Origin of the sequence: Neisseria sp. DTU_2020_1000833_1_SI_GRL_NUU_006 (assembly GCA_032388755.1) — a bacterium.
In the GTDB taxonomy this organism is placed as follows: domain Bacteria; phylum Pseudomonadota; class Gammaproteobacteria; order Burkholderiales; family Neisseriaceae; genus Neisseria; species Neisseria sicca_C.
This window is the reverse complement of sequence record CP135593.1, coordinates 1707974-1731998: the sequence shown is the minus strand read 5'-3', so window position 1 is coordinate 1731998 and position 24025 is coordinate 1707974. Positions and strand designations below refer to the sequence as shown.

The window sequence follows — 24025 nt, the reverse complement described above, 5'->3', positions numbered from 1 at the left end:
ATTTATAAGCAGGGCCTACGGACAAACAGAAAGTCTCACATGATAACCCAAACCCTTTTAATCGAACTCCTTACCGAAGAACTCCCCCCAAAAGCCCTGAATAATCTAGGCAACCACTTCGCCGCTTCTGTTGCCGAAGGCTTGGAAAAAACGCAACTGATTGACGGCGCAGCCGAATATACCGCCTACGCCTCGCCGCGCCGTTTGGCCGTTCAAGTTAAAAACGTGAAAGCCGTTCAAGCCGATCAAAAAATCGTGAAAAAAGGCCCTGCCGTGGCGAATGCCATGAAAGACGGTGCGCCGACCAAGGCTTTGGAAGGTTTCGCACGCGGCGCAGGCGCGAAAATCGAAGACTTGACCATCGTCCACGACGGCAAGCAAGACGTGTACGCCTACGAATATATCCAAACCGGCAAGCCGTTGGGCGAACTTTTGGAAGACATTATCAATCAAGCGGTTAAGAAACTGCCGATTCCGAAAGTGATGCGTTGGGGCAGCAGCACGTTTACCTTCGTGCGCCCCGTTCACGGGCTGATTGTGCTGCACGGCGGCGACATCGTGAACGTCAGCGTTTTGGGCCTGCAAAGCGGCAATCAAACCTTGGGACACCGCTTCCTGTCCAACGGCGAAATCACCATTGAAAACGCCGACAGCTACGCCGCCCAAATGTGCGAACAAGGCAAAGTCGTCGCTTCGTTTGCCGAGCGCAAAGCCGCGATTCAGACGGCTTTGAACGAGCAGGCAGGTCGTCTGAAAGCCACCGTAGCCGCCGATGAAGCCCTGCTGGACGAAGTGACCGCGCTGGTCGAATACCCCGTTGTTTTGGAAGCCGGTTTTGAAGAACATTTCCTCGTCGTGCCACAGGAATGTTTGATTCTGACCATGCAGCAAAACCAAAAATACTTCCCGCTGCTCGACCAAAACGGCAAGCTGATGAACCGCTTCCTGTTGGTCTCCAACCTGCAAACCGACGATCCGTCGCACATCATCCAAGGTAACGAACGCGTTTTGCGCGCGCGCCTGTCTGATGCCGAGTTCTTCTACAAGCAAGACCAAAAAGCAACTTTGGAAAGCCGCCTGCCCAAGCTGGCGAACGTGGTTTATCACAACAAAATCGGCTCGCAAGCCGAACGAATCGAGCGCCTGCAAAGCATTGCCGCCCACATCGCCAAAGCTTTGGGTGCGGACGCTGCCGCAGCCGAACGCGCCGCGCGTCTGGCGAAAGCCGACTTGGTGACCGAAATGGTCGGTGAGTTCCCCGAACTGCAAGGCACGATGGGCAAATACTACGCCCGCTTGGACGGAGAAACTGAAGAAATCGCCGAAGCCGTCGAGCAGCACTATCAGCCACGTTTTGCCGGCGACAACCTGCCGAACGGCAAAGTTGCCACTGCCGTTGCGCTGGCCGACAAACTGGAAACCCTGGTCGGCATTTGGGGTATCGGTCTGATTCCTACCGGCGACAAAGACCCCTACGCACTGCGCCGCGCCGCCTTGGGTATTTTGCGGATGCTGATGCAGTATGGTTTGGACGTAAACGAGCTGATTCAGACGACCTTCGACAGCTTCCCCAAAGGTTTGCTCAATGAAAAAACGCCGTCTGAAACCGCCGACTTCATGCAGGCGCGCCTTGCCGTGTTGCTGCAAAACGACTATCCGCAAGACATCGTCGCCGCCGTACTCGCCAAACAGCCGCGCCGTTTGGATGATTTGACCGCCAAACTGCAAGCCGTCGCCGCTTTCAAACAACTGCCCGAAGCCGCCGCGCTCGCTGCCGCCAACAAACGCGTGCAAAACCTGCTGAAAAAAGCCGATGCCGAGTTGGGCGAAGTCGATGAAAGCCTGCTGCAACAGGACGAAGAAAAAGCCCTGTACGCCGCCGCACAAGGCTTGCAGCCGAAAATCGCCGCCGCCGTTGCCGAAGGCAATTTCCAAACCGCCTTGTCCGAACTGGCTTCCGTCAAACCGCAAGTCGATGCCTTCTTTGACGGCGTGATGGTGATGGCGGAAGACTCCGCCGTAAAACAAAACCGCCTGAACCTGCTGAACCGCTTGGCAGAGCAGATGAACGCGGTAGCGGATATTGCGCTCTTGGGCGAATAATATCGAGCCATAAATAAAGGTCGTCTGAAAACGGACAAGCAGCTTTGCCCAACGTTTTCAGACGACCTTTTTGATTGTTTCAGGTTCGCGGTTGCGGGGTGGGGGAGCTAGGTAACCGATTTATATAGCGAACTTATTTCGTTTTCGAGATTGGCTCTACTATTTTCGTGCAAGTGGAAACCTAAAGATTAGAAATCTTGGAAATATTTAAATATTCTTGAAAGACTGAAATATAGACTTTTGTCTGTGTGGAAATGACGAAGGTGATGCAGCATGGACTTTGCTTTCAAATGTTATGGAAAAAGCTTTTAAAGTTTTCGGCATAATTTGCCGATAAAGCTTGTGCCACAAGTTTTGGTTTGCCGGACAGCATATGGTTTGGCAAGTTTGTTCTAAAAATCATCAACCCAATGCCGGCATATGATTTTTCAAAAAAACGTCGTCTGAAAATTTTTCAGACGACGTTTTTATATTTTGTCGTTCAATGGCGTTATTCTGCCGTATCAGAAGCAGCCTCTTTTTGTCCTTTGATTGCCTCCAATGCAGCAAGTTGTGCCGCGACACCTTGTTCGATTTTCGACAGGCTGGCGGATTTTGCTTCGTGGTAGGCTTCTTCTAAGGCATAGCTGAAACCGATATCATCTGTGCCGCCGTGGCTTTTGATAACGATGCCGCGCAGACCGAGCAGGATGGCGCCGTTGAACTTGCGCGGATCCAGTTTGCTTTTCAAGCCTTTCAGGGCGGGGAGGGCGGCGACGGCGGCCATTTTGTTGAACAGGTTGCGTTGGAATTCCTGACGGATGGCTCCGCTCATGAATTTGACCGCGCCTTCGATGGTTTTGAGCATGATGTTGCCGACAAAGCCGTCTGCGACAATCACGTCGGCTTCGCCGTACAGTACGCCGTTGCTTTCGATGTTGCCGATGAAATTCAGTTTGCTGTTTTTGAGCAGTTTGAAGGTTTGTTTGACGGTGTCCGTGCCTTTGATGTCTTCGGTGCCGACGTTCAGCAGGCCGATGCGCGGGCTACCTTTTTGCGGGTAGAGGGCTTGGAAGAGTTCGTTGCCGATGATGGCGAACTGTACGAGCTGCTCAGGCGTGCAGTCGACGTTTGCGCCCAAATCGAGGGCGAGGGTCAGGTGTTCGCTGTCGGATGGCAGGAATTTGGCGATGGCGGGGCGGTCGATGCCGGGAATGGTTTTGAGGACGAAGCGGGCGGTTGCCATGAGCGCGCCGGTGTTGCCGGCAGAGACGGCGGCTTGCGCGGTGCCTTCTTTGACTTGGTTGATGGCAATGCGCATGGAGGAGTCTTTTTTATTTTTCAGGGCAAGCTGAGGGGCTTCGTCCATGCCGACGACTTCGGAGGCGTGGAGCACGGTAATGCGCTCCATCGGCGCGTTGGCTGCGGAGAGGGCTTGGCGGACGGCGGATTCGTCGCCGACCATAATGAGGTGTACGTCTTGCTGCTGTTTCAAAAAGGCAAGGGCACCGGGGACGGTAACTGGGAGACCTGAGTCGCCGCCCATGGCATCTACGGCCAATGTAATCATGTTGTTCTCCGGTTTGTGCTGTGAAGCGGAAGAGGGGCGGTGTCGGCTGCCTCTGTGGGTTTGTTCGGCTTCACAGTCGGTTTCAGACGACCTTTTTGCGATACGCGGTACGGGGTCGTCTGAAAAGGGGTGTATGTGTGGTCGGGGGCTTCGGATTGAAGGGTTGCGTTCCACATTCTAATGCGTTTTATGAAGATACGCTGAAAAGAGGCAAAATCTCGTTTTGTCGGTGTTCTACGGATTTTGCTTTTGCTGTTTCGGGAGAAGGCGGACTTCTCCGTCGCGGGCTTATTTTTTGCCTTCGGCGGCGAGGCGGTTGTGCTCGTCGATGTCGAGTGCGTCCCAAGGGTAGTTGATCCACCAGTCTTCTACGGTAAGGCCGCTGAAGTAGGGGATGCCTTCGGGGATTTTGCCGACTTTGGCTTTGATTTTTTCGTGCAGGACGGCTACGGCGATGGTGCCGAAATCTTCTTTTTGCAACTCGGTCAGGCAGAATTCCATGGTCACGCGGCTGTCGTCGACTTCATCGACTACGAGCACATTCTTGCCTTTCAACGCGTCGGGCACGGGGTCGAGCCATTGGACTTTTTTGACTTCTTCCGTCACCTGTCCTTCGTTGTCGCTGTCGTAATAGGCGGTGGTTACGGCGTAAATCGGGATTTCCAGAAAGCAGCGCAGCATACGGGCGGGGATGAAGCCGCCGCCGCCGATGGCGATCATGGCATCGTATTTGACGCCGGAGTTTTGGATTTTTTCCGCCAACGCTTTGATCACGCGGTGGATGTCGTCGTAGGTGTACCAGATTTTCTGTTTCATGGCGATTCCCGATTCAATGGGGTGTATCAGTTTGAACTGCAAGGATTTTGTGCCGCATTTTGAAGTATGGGCAGGCATGGAGTCGGGCAGTTCGGATGTAATGTAAAAAAGCCAGCATTGCATGGCAATATTCTGGCTTTTTCAGTCAGTCGAATAAGATTATTCGCCTTTGGCTTTCACTACTTTACGGCCGCGGTACATACCGTTGGGGGAAATGTGGTGCGGGCGGTGTACTTCGCCGGTTACGCTGTCAACAGACAGAGAAGGCGCGGTCAAAGCGTCGTGAGAGCGGTGCATACCGCGTTTGGAAGGGGATTTTTTGTTTTGTTGAACGGCCATTTCAAGCTCCTAGATAAATAAAACTGTGTCCTGATTAACTGCTTTTCAAACCTGCTAAAACAGCAAAAGGGTTGGGTTTGTCCTGATTGACTTGTTCCAGCGCGGCATTGTCGCAGTTTTCGTGGCGCGGGGAGAAGGGGAGCGACATTAGGATTTGGTCTTCCACCAACCCGCGTACGTCGAGTTCTTTCTCAATCGGCATGCCTTCCAACTCTTCATCGGCAAGCATTGCTTCATCTAAGTCCTCTTCGTTGGCGAACAAAACAATACGGCTGGTTTCGTCGAGCGTAAACGGCATGGGGCGGATACATCGCTGGCAAATCAGCGGCATATCGGCTTTGACGTTCAAATCGAGAAACAAACGCTGCAGTCGGTCGCGTCCGCCGCTCAGCGTAAACGACACTTTGGTCTGTTTGTCGGCCGGATAATCGTGCGAACGGACTCGTTCGTCCAATTCCTCAAGCAGGAAGCTGCCTTGCAGGGTCTGCTTTTCGGAGGCGAAAACTTCTGGGTCAATCAAATTAGGGTCTGACATAAACGGGCTATGATATAATTTCGACAGTCTAACGTCAATATTTTTAAGCAAAATATGAGTGCAAAACTGCCTTTGATATTGGGTTCGGGTTCGGTGTTCCGCCGCGCGCAGCTCGAACGTTTGGGCATTGATTTTCAAACTGTCGCGCCTGATTTCGACGAAACGCCTGCTGCGGGTGAAAACGCGGCGGATACTGCCTTACGTTTGGCGGAAGGGAAGGCGCGTTCGCTGGCGGCTCGATTTCCTGCCGCGTTGGTAATCGGCGCGGACCAAGTGGCATGGTGCAATGACCGCCAGTTGGGCAAGCCGATGAACGTCGCAAATGCACAACAAATGCTCAGGGGTTTGAGCGGCAGAAAGATTGAATTTTACAGCGCAATCGTACTTTTGAATACTGCTTCGGGACGCATTCAGCGCCATGTCGATAACACGTCGGTCATGATGCGCGCGCTGACAGACGGGCAGATTGAGCGTTATCTGGCGCGCGAGCCGGACGCGGTTTACTGCGCGGGTGCGGCGAAGAGCGAAGGCTTGGGCGCGGCGTTGTTGGAGCGCATAGACAGCAGCGACCCGAACGCGCTTATCGGTTTGCCCATCTTCAAACTGGTCGAGTTTTTAAAAAACGAAGGCGTAGAAGTCATTTAGGTCGTCTGAAAACAGCCGTTTGACGGTTTCAGACGACCTTCCGTATAGGAAACACCATCATGTCCCCGATTCTTTACCTGATTCCTACCCCTTTGGGCGCGCCCGATACGCCCTGCCTGCTCCCGCATGAACAGGCGCAGATTACCGGCTTGACCGATTTCGTCGTCGAAGCCGAAAAAACCGCCCGCGCCCATTTGAAACATTTGGGCATCACGACCCCCATCCGCGAGCTGAACCTGCAAACCCTCAACGAACACACCGACTTGAAAACCCTGCCCGAACTTCTTAAACCTTTGCAGGAAGGGCGCAGCATGGGCATCCTCAGTGAAGCAGGCTGTCCCGCGGTTGCCGATCCCGGCGCGAATTTAGTGGCATTGGCGCACCGACACGGCTATGAAGTCCGTCCGCTGGTCGGCCCGTCCAGCCTGTTGCTCGCGTTGATGGCGTCAGGGGCGAACGGGCAGAATTTCGCGTTTAAAGGCTATCTGCCGTCCGAGAAAAGCGAGCGTATCGCCGCTTTGAAGAGCTTGGAACAGCGTTCGCGCCAGCAAAATGAAACCCAGCTTTTCATCGAAACGCCTTACCGCAACGACGCGTTGCTCGCCGACGCGCTGGAAACGCTGCACCCTGAAACCCGCCTCTGCACTGCAACCGACCTGACTTTGCCGACGCAGGAAATCATCAGCCAAACCGTTGCCGCTTGGCAGAAATCGAAAACGCTGCCGAATTTGAAAAAACGCCCGACGATATTTGTGTTGCACGCGGGTTAGGAAAGTAGGGGTGGGCGGTTGGACGGATTAGAGCCTGCCATACTGAAAAAGGTCGTCTGAAACCTTCCAGATAAGGTTTTCAGACGACCTTTGTTTTATCTAAAGCTTATCCCTGCTTCAACATCATGCTGCCCATTTGACCCAGCCCATCGCCCAAGTCAGCAGAATCAATCCGCCGAAGACGATGCGGTAATAGGCAAACGGAACATAGTTTTTGCTGGACACGAATTTCAATAGCGATTTAATCGCCAAGAGGCCTGCCAAGAAGGCAGCGATGAAACCGACGGCAATCAGGCCGACATCCTGCAAAGTAAAGAGTTTGTAGTGTTTCAATACGTCATAGCCGGTGGCGGCAATCATCATCGGCACGGCGAGGAAGAAAGAAAATTCGGTCGCAGCTTTGCGCTCGATGCCCCACAGCATACCGCCCATAATCGTACTGCCCGAACGCGAAGTCCCCGGCACCAGCGCGCAGATTTGGGCGCAGCCGACCACAAGCGCGTCGATCGGGCGCATTTCGTCCACACTTTTGACTTTCGGTTTGATTGTGCTTTGGCGTTTTTCGACCCATAAAATAAAGAATCCGCCCAATACCAACATGGTGGCGACGGTAATCGGGTTAAACAGATATAATTTAATTTGTTTGCTAAACAGCAAACCTACGACTGCCGCTGGCACGAACGCGACGGCAAGGTTCAACACGAAGCGGTTGGCGGTGCGGTCTTTGCCCAGTCCGGATAAAACGGAGGTAAAACGTTGACGGTATTCAAAAATCACGGCAAGTACCGCGCCCAGTTGGATGGCGATTTCAAATACTTTGCCGTTGCTGTGGAAATTGAGCAGGTCGCCCAATACAATCAAGTGGCCGGTACTTGAAATCGGCAGAAATTCCGTCAAGCCTTCCACAATGCCCATAAGCAGGGCTTTTAATAGAGTCAAAATGTCCATATTGCTTTCTTTTTGGTTTTCAGACGACGTTTGCCCGTCTGGATTTCAGGATGAAGCGGTATCGGAATCGGAAAACTGCTGCGGTATGACGGTATTTGCCCCATCCCTCAGCAGTATCGTTTTTATGGATTTTACGCCGCCCAAAACAAACAGACAGTTCGGAAACCGCCTTATCTTTTGCAGTCATTCCGAAACTGTCTGGCTAAATTCCGTCAGCGCGCGGCTTTGCCGGAACGCTCTTGGCGGACTTTGTTAATCAGCTCGCCTATGATTTTCTGCCCATTCGCCCAATCGCTGCTGAATATGACCCGATATTTGCCTCCGACGATGACGTCCGGCGTGCCGTCGATACGGTAAGTCTCGGTCAGGCTTTGCATTTTTTTAGCGGCTGCGAGGCTGGCGGGGGCGTCGTATGCGGCAATCAGTTTTTTGCTGTCAAAGCTTTTTTGTGCCGCCGCCCAGCTTTTGAAAGTGGCGGTATCCGCCAAATTGATTTTCTGTTCGTGTACGGCTTTGAAAATAGCGGGGTTTGCCTGATACTTCAAACCCGAAGCGTTAACCGCCGCGGCAACCCGCGCCAAGCCCAACATTTCAGGCATCCAGACGACGTGTTCGGTACGCAGGTAAACGTCTTTCGGAAAAGTTTTGCTGTATGACAGTAAGACGGGATCAAAGTTTTGGCAATGTATGCAGAAATAGCCGAAAAATTCCAAAACTTCGATTTTGGATGCGTCTCGTTGTGGAATCGGTTTGTTCAAAACCGTGTAATCCACACCTTCGACCGCAGCCTGCGCGCTTGCGGAAAAGGCAAGCGCAAGGCTGAGGAGGACGGCTGCCGGTTTGGTTGTCCGTTTCATTGCTGCCTCCTTATTGAGCCGAACGCATCAGGCTGTTGATATTGTGTTTTTGCAAGTCTTTCTGAACGTTTTTTGCGGCTTCAGACGACATGCTGTTGCTTTGTACGCGGTAAACGGTTTTGTCGCCGTTGGTGCGCTCGACCACTTTGGACGAAATGCCCAGCATGGCGAGTTTGGCACGTTGCGCGTCGGCGCTGTTGCGGTCGGCGTACGAACCCATTTGCAGGATGACTTTCTTACCGCCTTCCGAAGTTTTGGCTTCGGCTTTGGCATTGTCGGCTTTGGCGGTTTGTTTGTCCGCTTCGGCTTTCTTCGCTTCTTTCGCCGCGCCTTTATTTGCTTCCTGACGGGCTTTTTCGATGCTGCCGCTGTTCAGGATTTGCTCGGGGGTTGGTTTGTTGGTTTTGGCCGTTTCGGTTTTCTTGGCTTCGGCGGCTTTCTTCTCAGCCGCTTTTTTCTCGGCAAGTTTGCGCTCGGCGCGCGCTTTTTGTTTGTCCGTCAACTCGGCTGCCTTTTTGGCTTTATCGGCGGCTTCTTTGTCGGCTTTTTCTTTTTCTGCACGTTTTTTCGCAAGCTCTGCCTTTTTCTCGGCGAGTTTTTGTCTCAACTCGCGTTCGGCAGATTCTTTGTCTTCTTTTTCAGCTTCGCGCAGGGCTTTTTCTGCTTCGCGGGCTTCGTCTTCCGCTTCATGGACGGCACGCTCTTTTTCCGCTTTTTCTTTGTCCGCGCGTTCTTTCTCGGCTTTGGCTTTATCTGACTTTTCTTTCGCTTCTTTGTCTGCGCGTTCTTTTTCTTTGGCTGCCGCATCGTCGTCGGCTTCGCTGCGTTTCTGTTCGGGCTTGGCTTCTTCTGCCGGACGCTCTTTCTCTACGGGAACGACGACAGGCTGCTCTTCAGCCTCAGGCTTGGATTCAGGTTTGGATTTTTCCTGCGGCTTGAGGATTTCAGGCTCGGTTTGCTGTTTTTGAGGCTCGGTCGTGCCCTTGAAGGCGTTCGGGGTGTCTTGATTCAGAAAATACAGGATGCCCCCGATCACGCCGGTGGCGAGGATGAGGCCGAAGAAAAAGCCGAAAAGGCCTTTGCCGTATTGAGTGTTCTTATTCATGAGATACCTATATTGATGATGCCGTTCAGACGACCTTTTGGCGGCAGAGGAATCTGCTGCTGCCATCGGCAGGGACGGGTCATTTTATCAATATCCTTTATATTGGGCAAAAATGCGCCGTTTGTTTACATGGTTTTTACGAAAACCGCCGTGATGTTAGGACGCGCTGACAATTGACCGACGACGGGCTTCTTTTGCCCGAACAGAATACTCCGCATTGGACACACCAGCAAGATACCCGACCCGTCTAAACTTTTATAGTGGATTAACTTTAAATCAGGACAAGGCGACGAAGCCGCAGACAGTACAGATAGTACGGAACCGATTCACTTGGTGCTTCAGCACCTTAGAGAATCGCTCTCTTTGAGCTAAGGCGAGGTAACGCCGTAATGGTTTAAAGTTAATCCACTATACTTTGAATCTTCCGTTTTCAGTACCCAAGGTCGTCTGAAAAAACTTACAACGCGCGGCGGAAGCTGACGGCTTTCAAAACATGGCTTCTGCCGACTTCTTCATCGCCCGCCAAATCCGCCAGCGTACGTGCCACGCGCATGATGCGGTGGAAGCTGCGGGCGGAGAGGGAGAGTTTTTCCAACAGGCTGCCCAAGGCTTCCTGCGCTTCTTTTTGGATGCGGGCGGACGTGTCGAGTTCACTGACGCTCAAGGCGGCATTGACTTTGCCCTGCCGCGCGTATTGCTTGTCGCGGGCGGCGATCACGCGCGCCAACACGACGGCGCTGCTTTCCCCCGCTTCCTGCTGCATCAGTTCGGCGGCGGACAGGCTGGGGACTTCGATGGTCAAATCAATGCGGTCAAGCAGCGGGCCGGAAATTTTGCTGCGGTAACGCGCAACGCTTTCGGGCGTACAGCGGCAGGGTTTGACGGGATGCCCGAGATAACCGCACGGACACGGGTTCATGGCGGCGACAAGCTGGAATTTGGCGGGATAGACGGCTTGGCGCGCCGCACGGGAAATGTGGATTTCGCCGTTTTCCAAAGGTTCGCGCAAAACTTCCAAAACTTTGCGGTCGAACTCAGGCAGCTCGTCCAAAAATAAAACGCCGTGATGCGCCAATGAAATTTCGCCCGGACGCGGATCGGAACCGCCGCCGACCATGGCTGCCGAGCTGGCACTATGGTGCGGGCTGCGGAAAGGACGGTGGCTGTCGAGTTGTTGCTGATGATTGGGCAGAAGCGAACGCAATGCCCATACCTCGACCAATTCTTCTTCGGTCAAAGGCGGCAGAATGCCGGGCAGCCGTTGGGAAAGCATGGACTTGCCCGTTCCCGGCGGGCCCATCATCAAGAGGCTGTGCCCGCCCGCAGCGGCGATTTCCAACGCAAGGCGGGCAGTGTGCTGGCCTTTGACATCGATAAGGTCGGGCAGTTTGGCGTTTTCAGACGACCTATGCGGGACTTGGCAGTCGGTTTGCACCAAGGGTTCGATGCCGTTCAAATGGGCGGCGACTTCACCTAACGAACGCGCGCCGTAAACGGTAATGCCGCGCATCACGGCGGCTTGCTCTGCGTTTTCCTGCGGCAGGACGAAAGAACGCCCAGCCTGCATGCCCTGCCACGCCATCGCCAACGCGCCGCGCACGGGGCGCAACATGCCGGAAAGCGCCAATTCGCCGGCAAACTCGTATTGCGCGAGCTTTTCGGGTGCGATTTGTCCGGATGCGGAGAGGATGCCCAGCGCAATCGGCAGGTCGAAACGCCCCGATTCTTTGGGCAGGTCGGCGGGGGCGAGGTTGACGGTGATTTTTTTGGCGGGGAAGTCGAAACCGCTTTGGATGATGGCGGCGCGTACGCGGTCGCGGCTTTCTTTGACTTCGGTGTCGGGCAATCCGACGATATTGAAATGAGGCAGGCCGTTGGCAAGGTGGGCTTCCACTTCGACCAACGGCGCATTCATGCCGCTCAAGGCGCGGCTGTAAACCAAGGCAAGCGACATGTTTCAGACGACCTTATTCGCCGGCTTCGGTTTGCTGTTTGATTTCTTCGACGGCTTCTTCGGCTGCGGCTTCGGCAGCTTCCAAGGCAGACTGCTCAGGCTCTTGCGCGGCTTCGAGTTTTGCCAGACGCTCTTCCAGCTCGACCAGTTTGGTGCGGGTTTTAATCAAAACCTGCTGCTGGATGTCGAATTCTTCGCGCGTGACCAAATCCATACGGTTGAACGCGCTGCCGAGCATGGCTTTGACGTTTTTCTCCATGTCTTTGGCGGGGCTGTTGGCGATGGTTTCGCTGATTTTTGCGCTGACTTCTTCAAAGAGTTGTTTGCCGAACATAATCCGTATCCTTCATATCAGAATATATAAAATCCAAGCGTATTGTATAAGGAAAAAGGTCGTCTGAAAACAGTGGTAGCAGGCTTGCCTCGCCGTAATCCGTGTTTTCAGACGACCTCGGTAATGAGTATAAAAGTAGCGTGGGCTTTGCCTACGAGAAATATATTGACCTATTCTGTTTCTTGGGCGAGTGGCAAAATATCCTGATTTTCGTGGGCGGAGCCCACGCTGCGGTTGAGGTGCGCGTTTTATGCAAATTCATAATAAAAGGTCGTCTGAAAATGCGGATAGCGATTTTTTCTAAAACCACTATTTCGTTTTCAGACGACCTTTTGTGTTTATAGATTTTTAATCAAACAGCAAAATCAGCAGCAACACAATCGCAATCACGCCCAGCCACATGCTTTGCCGCTGCTGCACTTTGACCAAATGGATATAGGCATCGCGCATTTCCTGCTGGCGGTTTTCGTCAACCAGTGCGCTGATTTTGCGCGGCAGGGAAGGGATGATTTGCGCCCAGTCGGGGGCTTCGTTTTTGAGGTTGCGCAAAAAGGCTTTAGGACCGACCTGTTCGTTCATCCATTTCACCAAAAACGGTTTGGCGGTTTTCCACAGGTCCAAATCGGGATCAAGCTGCCGTCCCAAGCCTTCGATGTTGAGCAGCGTTTTTTGCAGCAATACAAGCTGCGGCTGGATTTCGACATTGAAGCGGCGGCTGACTTCAAACAGGCGCATCAGCACCAAGCCGAAGGAAATTTGCGAAATCGGTTTGTTGAACACCGGTTCGCACACGGCGCGGACGGCGGCTTCCAATTCTTCCGCACGCGTGTTGGCGGGCACCCAGCCCGATTCGATGTGGGCAGTGGCGACGCGGTGGTAGTCGCGGTTGAAAAAGGCGAGGAAGTTGATGGCGAGATAGCGTTTGTCGTAGTCGGTCAGCGTGCCGACGATGCCGAAATCGAGGGCAATGTAGCGGTTGTCGGCGGCGACCAGAATGTTGCCGGGGTGCATATCGGCATGGAAAAAGCCGTCGCGGAAGACTTGTGTGAAGAAGATTTCCACGCCGTAATCGGCGAGTTTGTGCAAATCGATGCCGTCGGCTTTGAGTTTGGCGATTTCCGATACGGGCGTACCGTCCATCCATTCGATGGTCAGTACGTCGCTGGTGCAGTAGTCGTAAAACACTTTAGGTACAATCAGCATATCGCTGTTTTGGAAATTGCGGCCGAGCTGGCTGGCATTGGCGGCTTCGCGCATCAAGTCCAACTCGTCATGCAGATATTTGTCAAATTCTGCCACTACTTCGCGCGGTTTCAAACGCTTGCCGTCGGCAAACAGACGCTCGACCCAAGCTGCGCCGAAACGCATCAGCGACAAATCTTGTTCGATAACGGGCAAAAGGTTGGGGCGCAAGACTTTGACCGCCACTTGTTCGCCCGAATGTAGGCGGGCTTTGTGTACTTGGGCGATGGACGCGCTGGCGACGGGTTCGGTTTCAAATTCCGCATACAGCGTTTCGATGGATTGCCCCAGCGATTTTTCGATTTGCGAGCGTGAAAGTTGTGCGTCAAACGGTGGGACTTTGTCTTGCAGCTTTGCCAGTTCGACCGCGTAATCATGCGGAATCAAATCGGGGCGCGTAGAGAGAACCTGTCCGAACTTGATGAAAATCGGCCCCAGGCTTTCTAGGGCAAGGCGCAGGCGGACGGCCGACGGTTCGTTTTCAAATTCAGACGACTGCGGCAACATTTTCAACAGCGTCCGCGCCCAGCCCGGACGGACAAGCGCGGCAAACAGCTCGGCGAGATGGTAGAGGTAAAGCGTGCGGAGGATGGTTTTGATGCGTTTGAGCCGTTTCATAAGGATATATTGATATTGCGCGACAGTCGGTAATGCGGGAATTATATAGGAAACGGCAGGCCGTTGGCGGGCTGGTTTTTGAAAATGTCGTCTGAAAATGAAGCAAGGTAGTTTTAAAGCGGAATTTGGGTTGATCCGTTTTGGGTGTTGTTTAACTACTGAAAAATTGTGCGGATTGTTTGGGTATTAGGAAAGATAGTTTCAGTGTTTAAAAACAAGATTTTTTAATGGATTTTCATAATATTTTGTTTTACATGGTATTTTGATTGGTTTGTCTGCATTGTGCGGTGAACCTGTTTCCGCTGCCTTTGCAAGTGGAAGTTTTTACGGTATGCTGGATTGGATTATTTACAAATCAATAGGATTTGTTTACTTATCTTGTTGTAATTGAAAATAATTTGTTCCGCGTATCCGTAAAAACGCGAGAATTTCCGCTGTATTTTAATTAGAAAAATGTTTGGGCGTGGATTGCCTGCAATTTCATCAGCCCGTGATTTTGAAGTTTTAGATGAGGAATAGTACATGAATCCCATGTATATCACTTTTGCAATCTATCTGGTTGCTGTTCTCTTGATTGGTCTGGCCGCGTATTTCTCCACGCGCAATTTCGATGATTATATTTTGGGCGGTCGAAGCTTGGGCCCGTTCGTTACGGCGATGTCGGCGGGTGCGTCCGATATGTCGGGCTGGCTTTTGATGGGTTTGCCCGGCGCGATTTATTTGAGCGGTCTGAATGAGGCTTGGATTGCCATCGGTTTGGTCGTCGGCGCGTATTTCAACTGGCTTTTGGTGGCGGGCCGTCTGCGCGTGCATACCGAATATGCCAATAATGCGCTGACGCTGCCGGATTATTTCTTCCACCGCTTCGGCGCGGGCGGACACTTGATGAAAGTGGTTTCCGCGCTGATTATCTTGTTTTTCTTCACGATTTATTGCGCTTCGGGCATTGTGGCGGGTGCAACTTTGTTCCAAAGCTTGTTTGAAGGCATGACTTACAATCAGGCGATGTGGCTGGGCGCGGGTGCGACCATTGCTTATACCTTCTTGGGCGGTTTCTTGGCGGTAAGCTGGACGGATACGCTGCAAGCTTCTTTGATGATTTTTGCGCTGATTTTGACGCCGGTAATGGTGTATCTGGGGCTGGGTGGCGCAGAACAAATGTCTGCCGCAATTCAAAGCGTTGCCGCAGGTACGGGCAAGGAATACGACAGCTTGTTTGCCGGTACGACCGTCATCGGCATTATTTCCACAGCCGCATGGGGCTTGGGCTATTTCGGTCAGCCGCACATTTTGGCGCGCTTTATGGCGGCTGAAAGCGCGAAATCGCTGGTGTCGGCACGCCGCATCGGCATGACTTGGATGGTGTTGTGTCTGGCAGGCGCGGTAGCGGTCGGTTATTTTGGCATTGCGTATTTTGGTGCAAACCCCGATCAAGTCGCTTCAATGAAGGGCAACCACGAACGTATCTTCATCGCGCTATCTACTTTGCTGTTCAATCCTTGGATTGCAGGTATTATTTTGAGCGCGATTTTGGCGGCAGTCATGTCCACTTTGTCTTGCCAGCTTTTGGTTTGCTCCAGTGCGATTACGGAAGACTTCTACAAAGGCTTTTTGCGCAAAAATGCGCCGCAGTCAGAATTGGTGTGGATTGGTCGTCTGATGGTATTGGCGATTGCTATTATCTCGATTCTGATTGCTTCCGACCCTGAGAGCAAAGTTTTGGGCTTGGTGTCTTATGCGTGGGCAGGTTTCGGCGCGGCGTTCGGTCCGATTGTGATTCTGTCGGTATTGTGGAAACGCATCACGGCATACGGTGCTTTGTCGGGCATGATTGCCGGCGCGCTGACTGTGGTGGCATGGGCAGAGTGGGTCAAAAAACCTGCTTTGGCTGCACATGAAACCGGTCTTTTGACCATGTATGAAATCGTCCCCGGCTTCATCGCCTGCTTGATTATCGCTGTTCTGGTTTCACTGACCGACAAAGAGCCGTCTCGTGAAATTCAAGAACGTTTTGAAAAAGCGGACGCGGAATACCGCGAGGCGAAATAAGTGTTTTCAGACGACCTGCCGTTGACCGTAGGTCGTCTGAATTTTTATACGGGAAGGCAGGCTTTATTTTTATATTGATGCTCATGCTGATAATTCGGTCTTTGGGCTTTATCTGCTTTTTATCAAAGCAAAAAATCCTGTTTTCAAGGTAAATTACTTGTTCGCCCCGTATAAATTTATTACGATATTATCTATATGCTTTAAATCTTTTCAGACGACCTCGAAAAGGGATGGGGTCGTCTGAAAATCATCATAAAAACTTTGGAGAACCTTAAAATGTTTGACTTTGCTTTTCCGACACAAACGCCACTGCGCCAAGCGATTACCGATGCTTACCGCCGCGACGAAATCGAAGCCGTTCAGGATATGCTGCAACGCGCACAGATGAGCGATGAGGAGCGTCGGGCGGCGTCCGAACTCGCACGCCGCTTGGTTACGCAGGTTCGCGCCAGCCGCACCAAAGCCAGCGGCGTGGATGCGTTGATGCACGAGTTCTCGCTCTCTAGCGAAGAAGGCATTGCGCTGATGTGTTTGGCGGAAGCTTTGCTGCGCATTCCCGACAATGCAACGCGCGACCGCCTGATTGCCGACAAAATTTCCGAAGGCAACTGGAAAAGCCATTTGAACAACAGCCCCTCCCTGTTCGTCAACGCCGCGGCATGGGGCTTGCTGGTTACCGGCAAACTGACCGCGACAAACGACAAACAGATGGGTTCTGCCCTGAACCGACTCATCAGCAAAGGCGGCGCGCCCCTGATCCGCCAAGGCGTGAACTACGCCATGCGCCTCTTGGGCAAACAGTTTGTTACCGGACAAACCATTGAAGAAGCGCTGCAAAACGGCAAAGAGCGCGAAAAAATGGGCTACCGCTTCTCCTTCGACATGTTGGGCGAAGCTGCCTTTACCCAAGAAGATGCTGACCGCTATTACAATGACTACGTTCAAGCCATTCACGCCATCGGCAAAGACGCCGCCGGACAAGGCGTCTATGAAGGCAACGGCATTTCCGTCAAACTCTCCGCCATCCATCCGCGTTATTCCCGCGCCCAACACGAACGCGTCATGAGCGAACTCTTACCTCGTCTGAAAGAGCTGTTCCTTTTGGGTAAAAAATACGATATCGGTATCAACATCGACGCCGAAGAAGCCAACCGTTTGGAGCTGTCTTTGGATTTGATGGAAGCACTCGTTTCCGACCCCGATTTGGCGGGTTACAAAGGCATCGGCTTTGTCGTTCAGGCGTATCAAAAACGTTGCCCCTTCGTCATCGACTATCTGATTGACCTTGCCCGCCGCAACAACCAAAAACTGATGATCCGCCTCGTTAAAGGCGCGTACTGGGACAGCGAAATCAAATGGGCGCAAGTGGACGGCTTGGACGGCTATCCGACCTACACCCGCAAAGTCCATACCGACATCTCCTACCTCGCCTGCGCACGCAAACTGCTGGATGCGCAAGACGCCGTGTTCCCGCAATTCGCCACCCATAACGCCTACACCTTGGGCGCGATTTACCAAATGGGCAAAGGCAAAGACTTTGAACACCAATGCCTGCACGGTATGGGCGAAACCTTGTACGACCAAGTGGTCGGCCCGCAAAACTTAGGCCGCCGCGTGCGCGTGTACGCCCCGGTCGGTACGCACGAAACCCTGCTCGCCTACTTGGTGCGCCGCCTGTTGGAAAACGGCGCGAACTCGTCGTTTGTCAACCAAATCGTCGATGAAAACATCAGCATCGACACGCTGATCCGCAGCCCGTTCGACACCATCGCCGAACAAGGCATCCACCTGCACAACGCCTTGCCGCTGCCGCGCGATTTGTACGGCAGGGGTCGTCTGAACTCTCAAGGCGTCGATTTCAGCAACGAAACCGTGTTGCAACAGCTTCAAGAAAAACTCAACCGCGCCGCCGCGCAAGACTTCCATGCCGCATCCATTATCAACGGCAAAGCCCGCGATGTCGGCGAAGCGCAACCGATTAAAAACCCCGCCGACCACGATGACATCGTCGGCACAGTTAGCTTTGCCGACGCTGCGCTTGCCCAAGAAGCCGTCGGTGCAGCCGTTGCCGCATTTCCCGAATGGAGCGCGACGCCAGCCGCCGAGCGCGCCGAATGCCTGCGCCGTTTCGCCGATTTGCTGGAGCAGCACACCCCCGCGCTGATGATGCTTGCCGTGCGCGAAGCCGGTAAAACGCTGAACAACGCCGTCGCCGAAGTGCGCGAAGCCGTTGATTTCTGCCGCTACTACGCAGGCGAAGCCGAAAACACCCTGTCCCAAGACGCCAAGGCCGTCGGCGCCATCGTCGCCATCAGCCCGTGGAACTTCCCGCTCGCCATCTTTACCGGCGAAGTCGTTTCCGCATTGGCAGCCGGTAACACCGTCATCGCCAAACCTGCCGAACAAACCAGCCTGATTGCCAGCTACGCCGTTTCCCTGATGCACGAAGCAGGCATCCCGACTTCCGCCTTGCAACTTGTCCTCGGCGCAGGCGATGTCGGCGCAGCGCTGACAGGCGACCCGCGTATCGGTGGCGTGATTTTCACCGGTTCGACCGAAGTGGCGCAACTGATTAACAAAGCCCTCGCCAAACGCAACGACAGCCCCGTCTTGATTGCCGAAACCGGCGGTCAAAACGCCATGATTGTCGATTCCACCGCGCTGCCCGAGCAGGTTTGTTTGGACGTGCTCAACTCCGCCTTCGACAGCGCGGGACAACGCTGCTCCGCCTTGCGTATCCTTTGCGTTCAAGAAGATGTCGCCGACAAGATGCTCGCCATCATCAAAGGCGCAATGGACGAATTGGTCGTCGGCAAACCCGTTCAACTTACCACCGACGTAGGCCCCGTTATCGATGCTGAAGCGCAGCAAAACCTGCAATCGCACATCAATAAAATGAAAGGCGTTGCCAAGTCTTACCACGAAGTCAAAGCCGCTTCCAATGTTGATCCTGCGAAATCCACTTTCGTGCTGCCGATTTTGTTCGAACTCAACAATTTGAACGAACTCACCCGCGAAGTCTTCGGTCCCGTCCTGCACGTTGTCCGCTACCGCGCCGACGAACTTGACCAAATCATCGACCAAATCAACAGCAAAGGCTACGCGCTCACCAGCGGCGTACACAGCCGCATCGAAGGCACGGTCAAACGCATCCGCGAACGCATCGAAGCGGGTAACGTTTACGTCAACCGCAACATCGTCGGCGCCGTCGTCGGCGTACAACCGTTCGGCGGACACGGTATGTCCGGTACTGGTCCGAAAGCGGGCGGCTCGTTCTATCTGCAAAAACTGACCCGCATCCCCGAATGGGTTGCACCGCCGCTGAGCCGTATCGGGCAAGCGGACGAAGCCGCGCTCAAACGCCTCGAAGCCCTGATTCACAAGCTGCCGTTTAATGCGGAAGAGAAAAAATCAGCGGCATCGGCATTGGGACACGCCCGCATCCGCACCCTGCGCCAAGCAGAATCCGTCTTGGTCGGCCCGACCGGCGAACGCAACGCCATGAGCTGGCGTGCGCCCAAACGCGTCTGGGTACACGGCGGCAGCCTCCTGCAAGCCTTCTGCGCCCTGACCGAACTTGCCGCCGCAGGCATCGTAACCGTCGTCGAACCCGACAGCCCGCTTGCCTCCTACACCGCCGACCTCGAAGGCCTGCTGCAAGTCAACAGCAAACCTGAAAGCACAGGCGTGCATCACGTCGCCGCCCTAAGTCCGCTGGACAGCAGCCGCAAGCAAGAGCTGGCAAACCGCGACGGCGCACTCATCCGCATCCTCCCGTCCGAACAAGGCTTGGACATCCTGCAAGTGTTTGAAGAAATCTCTTGCAGCGTCAACACCACAGCCGCCGGCGGCAACGCCAGCCTGATGGCCGTTTCCGACTAAAAGGATTGAATAAACACCAGAGCGTTTGAACAAAGGTCGTCTGAAAACGTTAGCAAAACCCGCTAAGTCCGTTTTTCAGACGACCTTTTTCTGTAAATTAAATAAGCAGGGCAGATACTGTTTTTCCGTCAGGTATTGATGGTTAACCTATCGTCGTTATTTCCGTACGGCTGGGAATTCGGAAATTTGAAGTTGCAGCAGCTTTGAGATATTTCCGCAATGCAGAGGTCTGGATTCCCGCCTGCGCGGGAATGACGGCAACGGCGGTTTCAGACGACTTTTATGGGCGTATGATGAAGTTTATCCGGAAATATGAAAAAAGGTCGTCTGAAACCCTGACCCTACGTTTTCAGGTGATCTTTTTAAAGTTGCACGGCAGCGAAACCATCAGTTTTCGGATGCTTACTGTTTCAAATCGACCAATCGCGTTCCCGCCAAAAAATCGTATAAAAACTGCCGGTCGGGGTTCAGCAGGGCAAAGCCCCACGGCAGGATAAGCCAGATCAGGGCGGCGCCGAAGGCTGGCACGGGCGGGATGGCGAGCAGGTGGCGCAGGCCGGCGTAGGCGAGCAGGGGGATGAAGACGACGAAGATACACGACCAAATAAAGCGGATGCGCAGTTGCGACAATGGCGGCAGCGTGCCGTTTTTGCCGTGCAGCCCGATTTTCCAAGTCTGCATGGCGAGGGTGCGGCCGGTTTTCGTCCAGTTGGTTTTGAAGTAGAGCCACCAGATGCCTACAAAGATAACGCAGGTAACCAAGCTGGAAAGGAGCTGGGAGACGGGGTTGAGGAAAATCGCGGCGATGCCGGCAAGGAGGGCGGCGATGGCGGTCACGGCGCCGGTCAGCAGCAATTCGTACATCAGGGCGGCAAGGCGGCGTTTGACGGGGGCGGGGGGAAAGACGGTCATGACGGTCTGCTCGGTAAAAAGGTCGTCTGAAAAACGGAATGTTTGGTTTGGGCGAAACCGCCGCATCCGTTTTCAGACGACCTTTGTGTGGGAGGAATCAGCGGTGGGGGCGTTTTTGTCCGCGCGCCTGCTGGGCTGCCATCTGGTTCATTTCCTGACGGGTCGGGCGTTTTTTGAACATGGCGTGCGCTTCGTCGGCCGAACATTTTTGCGACAGGCAGACCAACGTTATCGCGTCTTTTTGGTGTTGGCCGCCGCTGTGGTACATACGGCGCAGGTTGGCTTCGTTGATGCGGCCTTTTTCAGGGTCGATGTCGAATTTTTTCAGGCGTTCGAGAAACTGGCGCTGCTGGCGGCGCGAAGTCCAAACAAAGCCGCCGGCGGCTGCGGCGACGATGATGACGGCAAGCAGGATGGCAAGCGGCCACGAATCGACGATTAAGACGATGATCAGGCTTAAAACGGCGGTGGTCAGCACGAGCAGGCCGCCGATGCGGAGTTTGGTTTGGTTGTCCATGAAGTTGTGGTTCCTTATTAAGGGTGGGAGGTCGTCTGAAAAACGGAGGCTGGTTTCGGAGAACCTGCCGCGTCGGTTTTCAGACGACCTTGAATCTCGTAATTAACGCTATTTTACAGTATTTTCGGAATGTGGTGGGAAGGTGGCGGCAGGCGGATCTTCCTGCCGCAAAGTCAAAGAAAACAATATTGTTTGTTTGCCGTTATTCCCATTCGAACAGAAATAACGGCAAACCATGCTTTTATGATTTCAATTGCTTATTATTACCACACCGCACGTTCCCTCATATCTTCCACCGCTTCCACCAACGCCGCCGCCAATGGCGGATCAAAAGACGAGTGTCCCGCCTGAATCACGCGCAACTCAGCGTCGGGGAGCGCCTGCGAAAGTTCCCACGCGCTTTGCATGGGGGTGCATAAGTCGTAGCGTCCTTGTACGATGATGGTCGGGATATGGCGGATTTTGTCCGTGTTCGCCAAAATCGCTTTGTCGCCCTTCAGCCAGCCTTCGTTGACGAAATAATGGTTTTCCAAGCGGGCGATGGCGAGCGATTGGTACGCATCTTCATCGACGTCTTGCGGCTCGAAGCGGATCAGGTAGCTTTCCCAGTCCGCCCAGGCTTTGGCGGCTTTCAGACGACCTGCTTCGTCTTCGCCGAACAGCATTTCGTGATATGCCGCAATCAGGCTGCCGCGTTTTTCTTCGGCGACGGGCGCGAGGAATTTCTGCCATTGTGCGGGGTAAATCTGGCTGACGCCGCCCGCTTCGTCGAGCCACGCCATTTCGGACGGGCGGCACAGGAATATCCCGCGCAAGACGAGTCCGGCAACGCGTTCGGGATGGGTTTCGGCATACGCCAGAGACAAGGTGCTGCCCCATGAGCCGCCGAACACCAGCCATTTTCGGATGCCCAGCATTTCGCGGACTTTTTCGATGTCGGCAACCAAGTCCCAAGTCGTGTTGTCATCGGTGCAGGCGTAAGGCAGCGAACGGCCGCAGCCGCGCTGGTCGATGATGACGATGCGGAACACGTCGGGATTGAAAAAGCCGCGGCAGGCAGGCGATGCGCCCGCGCCCGGGCCGCCGTGCAGGAAGATGACGGGCAGGCCGTCGGGGTTGCCGGATTCTTCCCAGTAGATTTGATGGATGTCCGATACGGGCAGCAGGCCGCTGCGGATGGGTTCGCGGATGGGGTGCATGGTGTTTCTCCTGTTGTCTGACGTTTGGATTGTACCCATCGGGCAGGCAAACGACAAACGGCAAGGGGTCGTCTGAAATCCGCTTGCGCCGCCGCGTTTCCCGACCGCCCGACTATCCGCTATAATTCCCCGATACCCGCGCAACCGAAAGAATGAAATGAACAAAATCCTGATGACCGCCGCCGTGCTGCTTCTGTCCGCCTGCGGCTTCCACCTCAAAGGCATGGGCGGCACCGCACGCACGCTGCCGTATCCCGCTTGGCACATCCAAAACGCCTCCGTCATGCAGAAGGCTTTGGAAAACGCCCTGCGCCGCGCTGACGGCAAACCCGTTTCCGCCGCCGAAGCGCAAATGACGTTGAACATCAAGGGCATCGAAACCCGTCAGGACATCTACACCATCACCCGCGCCGCGTTGGTCAACGAATACCTGCTGACGCTGCGCGTCGAAGCCCAAGCCATGCGCAACGGCGAGCCTGTGGGCGAACCGATGACCATCCTCGTCAACCGCACGATGGACTACAACGATAGCGAAGTGTTGGGCAAACAGGAAGAAAGCGAAACCATCTGGGCGGAAATGCGCGCCGACGCCGCCGACCAAATCGTCCGCCGCCTGACGTTCCTGAAAGCGTATTGATGGCGGTCATGAATATCGAACAGGTCAGCGCGGATATGCCGCTTTCGCCGCTGTACATCATTCACGGCGAAGAAGACCTGTTGCGCATCGAAGCCCTTGACACCCTGCGCGCCGCCGCCAAAAAACAAGGCTACCTCAACCGCGAAGTCTTTACGGCGGACAACGGCGCCGACTGGGACGAACTCCTGCAAAGCGCAGGCAGCGCGGGGCTTTTCGCCGACTTGAAACTTTTGGAAATCCACATTCCGAACGGCAAGCCCGGCAAAACCGGCGGCGACGCGCTGCAAACCTTCGCCGAACGCCTGCCTGAAGACACCGTTACCCTGATTCTGCTGCCCAAGCTCGAAAAAGCCCAAACGCAGGCAAAATGGTTCACCGCGCTCGCTGCCAAAGGCACGGTACTCGAAGCCAAAGCCATTAGCGCGCAAGCCCTGCCGCAGTGGATAAAGGGTCGTCTGAAAAAGGCCGGACTCGACATCGAACCTGACGCGCTCGCCCTGTTTGCCGAACGCGTCGAAGGCAACCTGCTCGCCGCCCGCCAAGAAATCGACAAACTCGCGCTGCTGCACCCGCAAAACCATACCGTCAACATCGCCGATGCCGAAGCCGCCGTCGCCAACGTCGCCCGTTTCGACGTGTTCCAGCTCTCCGGCGCATGGATGAAAGGCGATGCCCTGCGCGTCGCCCGCCTTCTGGACGGACTTGAAGAAGAAGGCGAAGAACCCGTCTTGCTGTTGTGGGCGGTTGCCGAAGACATCCGCACCCTCATCCGCCTGACCGCCGCGCTCAAACAAGGGCAGAGCGTGCAATCGGTCCGCAACAGCCTGCGCCTGTGGGGCGACAAGCAAACCCTCGCGCCGATTGCCGTCAAACGCATTCCCGCCGTCCGCCTGATCGAAGCCCTCAAAACCTGCGCCAAAATCGACCGCATCATCAAAGGCGCGGAAGATGGCGACGCGTGGACGGAATTTAAGCAGTTGGTAACGGGGCTGGCGGTGTGAAGGTGTGTATAGC

Annotated in this window: 21 protein-coding genes; 7 read left to right on the top strand and 14 right to left on the bottom strand. The window is 54.3% G+C overall.

Annotated features, from left to right (window positions below; all coding sequences use genetic code 11):
• The first annotated feature begins 39 nt into the window (after positions 1–39).
• Positions 40–2103 (top strand): glycine--tRNA ligase subunit beta, encoded by a 2064-nt coding sequence (gene glyS / locus RSJ68_08360; GenBank protein WNU96463.1) that lies wholly within the window; start codon positions 40–42, stop codon positions 2101–2103.
• Between the two features lie 490 nt (positions 2104–2593).
• On the opposite strand, the gene plsX is transcribed toward glyS, so the two are convergent.
• From plsX to RSJ68_08335, 5 genes are all read right to left on the bottom strand, one after another.
• Positions 2594–3652, bottom strand: a complete 1059-nt coding sequence (plsX, locus tag RSJ68_08355; GenBank protein WNU96462.1) for a phosphate acyltransferase PlsX — start codon at positions 3650–3652, stop codon at positions 2594–2596.
• A complete protein-coding gene (locus tag RSJ68_08350) occupies positions 3649–3828 on the bottom strand; it encodes a hypothetical protein (GenBank protein WNU96461.1) in 180 nt (59 codons plus the stop codon). Before RSJ68_08350 ends, plsX begins: the two co-directional genes overlap by 4 nt.
• 112 nt (positions 3829–3940) lie before the next feature.
• Positions 3941–4468, bottom strand: coding sequence for a phosphoribosyltransferase (locus RSJ68_08345; protein ID WNU98378.1), 528 nt, complete (start codon positions 4466–4468; stop codon positions 3941–3943).
• Between the two features lie 159 nt (positions 4469–4627).
• A complete protein-coding gene (rpmF, locus tag RSJ68_08340; protein ID WNU96460.1) occupies positions 4628–4807 on the bottom strand; it encodes a 50S ribosomal protein L32 in 180 nt (59 codons plus the stop codon).
• Between the two features lie 34 nt (positions 4808–4841).
• A complete protein-coding gene (locus RSJ68_08335; protein ID WNU96459.1) occupies positions 4842–5342 on the bottom strand; it encodes a YceD family protein in 501 nt (166 codons plus the stop codon).
• Positions 5343–5396: 54 nt separating this feature from the next.
• Here RSJ68_08335 and RSJ68_08330 point away from each other — a divergent pair, with 54 nt between their 5' ends.
• Entirely contained in the window at positions 5397–5987 is a 591-nt protein-coding gene (locus tag RSJ68_08330; GenBank protein ID WNU96458.1) for a nucleoside triphosphate pyrophosphatase, read from the top strand.
• 59 nt (positions 5988–6046) lie between these two features.
• Positions 6047–6757, top strand: a complete 711-nt coding sequence (locus RSJ68_08325; GenBank protein WNU96457.1) for an SAM-dependent methyltransferase — start codon at positions 6047–6049, stop codon at positions 6755–6757.
• Positions 6758–6880: 123 nt separating this feature from the next.
• Here the strand turns inward: RSJ68_08325 and RSJ68_08320 are convergent, their stop codons facing one another.
• The 6 genes from RSJ68_08320 to ubiB form a co-directional block, all read right to left on the bottom strand.
• Positions 6881–7705 carry an undecaprenyl-diphosphate phosphatase gene (locus RSJ68_08320; GenBank protein WNU96456.1) on the bottom strand — a complete coding sequence of 275 codons (825 nt, stop codon included), beginning with the start codon at positions 7703–7705 and terminating at the stop codon, positions 6881–6883.
• A gap of 212 nt (positions 7706–7917) precedes the next feature.
• Positions 7918–8562, bottom strand: coding sequence for a thiol:disulfide interchange protein DsbA/DsbL (locus tag RSJ68_08315; protein WNU96455.1), 645 nt, complete (start codon positions 8560–8562; stop codon positions 7918–7920).
• A 10-nt stretch (positions 8563–8572) separates the two neighbouring features.
• The gene (locus tag RSJ68_08310; protein ID WNU96454.1) at positions 8573–9667 is read right to left on the bottom strand and encodes an SPOR domain-containing protein; all 1095 of its coding nucleotides are present in this window, start codon (positions 9665–9667) and stop codon (positions 8573–8575) included.
• A 457-nt stretch (positions 9668–10124) separates the two neighbouring features.
• Positions 10125–11621, bottom strand: a complete 1497-nt coding sequence (locus RSJ68_08305) for a YifB family Mg chelatase-like AAA ATPase (GenBank protein WNU96453.1) — start codon at positions 11619–11621, stop codon at positions 10125–10127.
• 13 nt (positions 11622–11634) lie between these two features.
• Entirely contained in the window at positions 11635–11955 is a 321-nt protein-coding gene (locus tag RSJ68_08300) for an accessory factor UbiK family protein (GenBank protein ID WNU96452.1), read from the bottom strand.
• 348 nt (positions 11956–12303) lie between these two features.
• On the bottom strand, positions 12304–13815 hold the full coding sequence (gene ubiB / locus RSJ68_08295) for a ubiquinone biosynthesis regulatory protein kinase UbiB (GenBank protein WNU96451.1): 1512 nt from the start codon (positions 13813–13815) through the stop codon (positions 12304–12306).
• A 522-nt stretch (positions 13816–14337) separates the two neighbouring features.
• Between ubiB and putP the strand changes: the two genes are divergently transcribed.
• Together putP and putA are read left to right on the top strand one after the other, a co-directional pair.
• Complete coding sequence (gene putP, locus RSJ68_08290) at positions 14338–15864, top strand: sodium/proline symporter PutP (GenBank protein ID WNU96450.1); 1527 nt, start codon at positions 14338–14340, stop codon at positions 15862–15864.
• Between the two features lie 276 nt (positions 15865–16140).
• A complete protein-coding gene (putA, locus tag RSJ68_08285) occupies positions 16141–19746 on the top strand; it encodes a bifunctional proline dehydrogenase/L-glutamate gamma-semialdehyde dehydrogenase PutA (GenBank protein ID WNU96449.1) in 3606 nt (1201 codons plus the stop codon).
• A 402-nt stretch (positions 19747–20148) separates the two neighbouring features.
• On the opposite strand, the gene RSJ68_08280 is transcribed toward putA, so the two are convergent.
• From RSJ68_08280 to pip, 3 genes are all read right to left on the bottom strand, one after another.
• Positions 20149–20658 carry an RDD family protein gene (locus RSJ68_08280; GenBank protein ID WNU96448.1) on the bottom strand — a complete coding sequence of 170 codons (510 nt, stop codon included), beginning with the start codon at positions 20656–20658 and terminating at the stop codon, positions 20149–20151.
• A 97-nt stretch (positions 20659–20755) separates the two neighbouring features.
• Complete coding sequence (locus RSJ68_08275) at positions 20756–21175, bottom strand: hypothetical protein (GenBank protein ID WNU96447.1); 420 nt, start codon at positions 21173–21175, stop codon at positions 20756–20758.
• 263 nt (positions 21176–21438) lie between these two features.
• Positions 21439–22374, bottom strand: coding sequence for a prolyl aminopeptidase (gene pip / locus RSJ68_08270; GenBank protein ID WNU96446.1), 936 nt, complete (start codon positions 22372–22374; stop codon positions 21439–21441).
• Between the two features lie 157 nt (positions 22375–22531).
• Here pip and lptE point away from each other — a divergent pair, with 157 nt between their 5' ends.
• Positions 22532–23011: an LPS assembly lipoprotein LptE gene (gene lptE / locus RSJ68_08265; GenBank protein ID WNU96445.1), complete on the top strand. Its 480-nt coding sequence runs from the start codon at positions 22532–22534 to the stop codon at positions 23009–23011.
• On the top strand, positions 23011–24012 hold the full coding sequence (gene holA / locus RSJ68_08260) for a DNA polymerase III subunit delta (GenBank protein WNU96444.1): 1002 nt from the start codon (positions 23011–23013) through the stop codon (positions 24010–24012). Before lptE ends, holA begins: the two co-directional genes overlap by 1 nt.
• The last annotated feature ends 13 nt before the right edge of the window (positions 24013–24025 follow it).

Excerpts from the sequence above, each read along its gene's own strand:
- RSJ68_08330 (WNU96458.1), top strand. The coding sequence starts at position 5,397 with ATGAGTGCAAAACTGCCTTTGATATTGGGTTCGGGTTCGGTGTTCCGC.
- RSJ68_08345 (WNU98378.1), bottom strand. The coding sequence starts at position 4,468 with ATGAAACAGAAAATCTGGTACACCTACGACGACATCCACCGCGTGATC.
- RSJ68_08310 (WNU96454.1), bottom strand. The coding sequence starts at position 9,667 with ATGAATAAGAACACTCAATACGGCAAAGGCCTTTTCGGCTTTTTCTTC.
- RSJ68_08325 (WNU96457.1), top strand. The coding sequence starts at position 6,047 with ATGTCCCCGATTCTTTACCTGATTCCTACCCCTTTGGGCGCGCCCGAT.
- lptE (WNU96445.1), top strand. The coding sequence starts at position 22,532 with ATGAACAAAATCCTGATGACCGCCGCCGTGCTGCTTCTGTCCGCCTGC.
- rpmF (WNU96460.1), bottom strand. The coding sequence starts at position 4,807 with ATGGCCGTTCAACAAAACAAAAAATCCCCTTCCAAACGCGGTATGCAC.
- putA (WNU96449.1), top strand. The coding sequence starts at position 16,141 with ATGTTTGACTTTGCTTTTCCGACACAAACGCCACTGCGCCAAGCGATT.
- RSJ68_08305 (WNU96453.1), bottom strand. The coding sequence starts at position 11,621 with ATGTCGCTTGCCTTGGTTTACAGCCGCGCCTTGAGCGGCATGAATGCG.
- glyS (WNU96463.1), top strand. The coding sequence starts at position 40 with ATGATAACCCAAACCCTTTTAATCGAACTCCTTACCGAAGAACTCCCC.
- pip (WNU96446.1), bottom strand. The coding sequence starts at position 22,374 with ATGCACCCCATCCGCGAACCCATCCGCAGCGGCCTGCTGCCCGTATCG.
- RSJ68_08315 (WNU96455.1), bottom strand. The coding sequence starts at position 8,562 with ATGAAACGGACAACCAAACCGGCAGCCGTCCTCCTCAGCCTTGCGCTT.
- RSJ68_08300 (WNU96452.1), bottom strand. The coding sequence starts at position 11,955 with ATGTTCGGCAAACAACTCTTTGAAGAAGTCAGCGCAAAAATCAGCGAA.
- RSJ68_08335 (WNU96459.1), bottom strand. The coding sequence starts at position 5,342 with ATGTCAGACCCTAATTTGATTGACCCAGAAGTTTTCGCCTCCGAAAAG.
- RSJ68_08275 (WNU96447.1), bottom strand. The coding sequence starts at position 21,175 with ATGGACAACCAAACCAAACTCCGCATCGGCGGCCTGCTCGTGCTGACC.
- putP (WNU96450.1), top strand. The coding sequence starts at position 14,338 with ATGAATCCCATGTATATCACTTTTGCAATCTATCTGGTTGCTGTTCTC.
- RSJ68_08350 (WNU96461.1), bottom strand. The coding sequence starts at position 3,828 with ATGTGGAACGCAACCCTTCAATCCGAAGCCCCCGACCACACATACACC.
- RSJ68_08320 (WNU96456.1), bottom strand. The coding sequence starts at position 7,705 with ATGGACATTTTGACTCTATTAAAAGCCCTGCTTATGGGCATTGTGGAA.
- plsX (WNU96462.1), bottom strand. The coding sequence starts at position 3,652 with ATGATTACATTGGCCGTAGATGCCATGGGCGGCGACTCAGGTCTCCCA.
- RSJ68_08280 (WNU96448.1), bottom strand. The coding sequence starts at position 20,658 with ATGACCGTCTTTCCCCCCGCCCCCGTCAAACGCCGCCTTGCCGCCCTG.
- holA (WNU96444.1), top strand. The coding sequence starts at position 23,011 with ATGGCGGTCATGAATATCGAACAGGTCAGCGCGGATATGCCGCTTTCG.
- ubiB (WNU96451.1), bottom strand. The coding sequence starts at position 13,815 with ATGAAACGGCTCAAACGCATCAAAACCATCCTCCGCACGCTTTACCTC.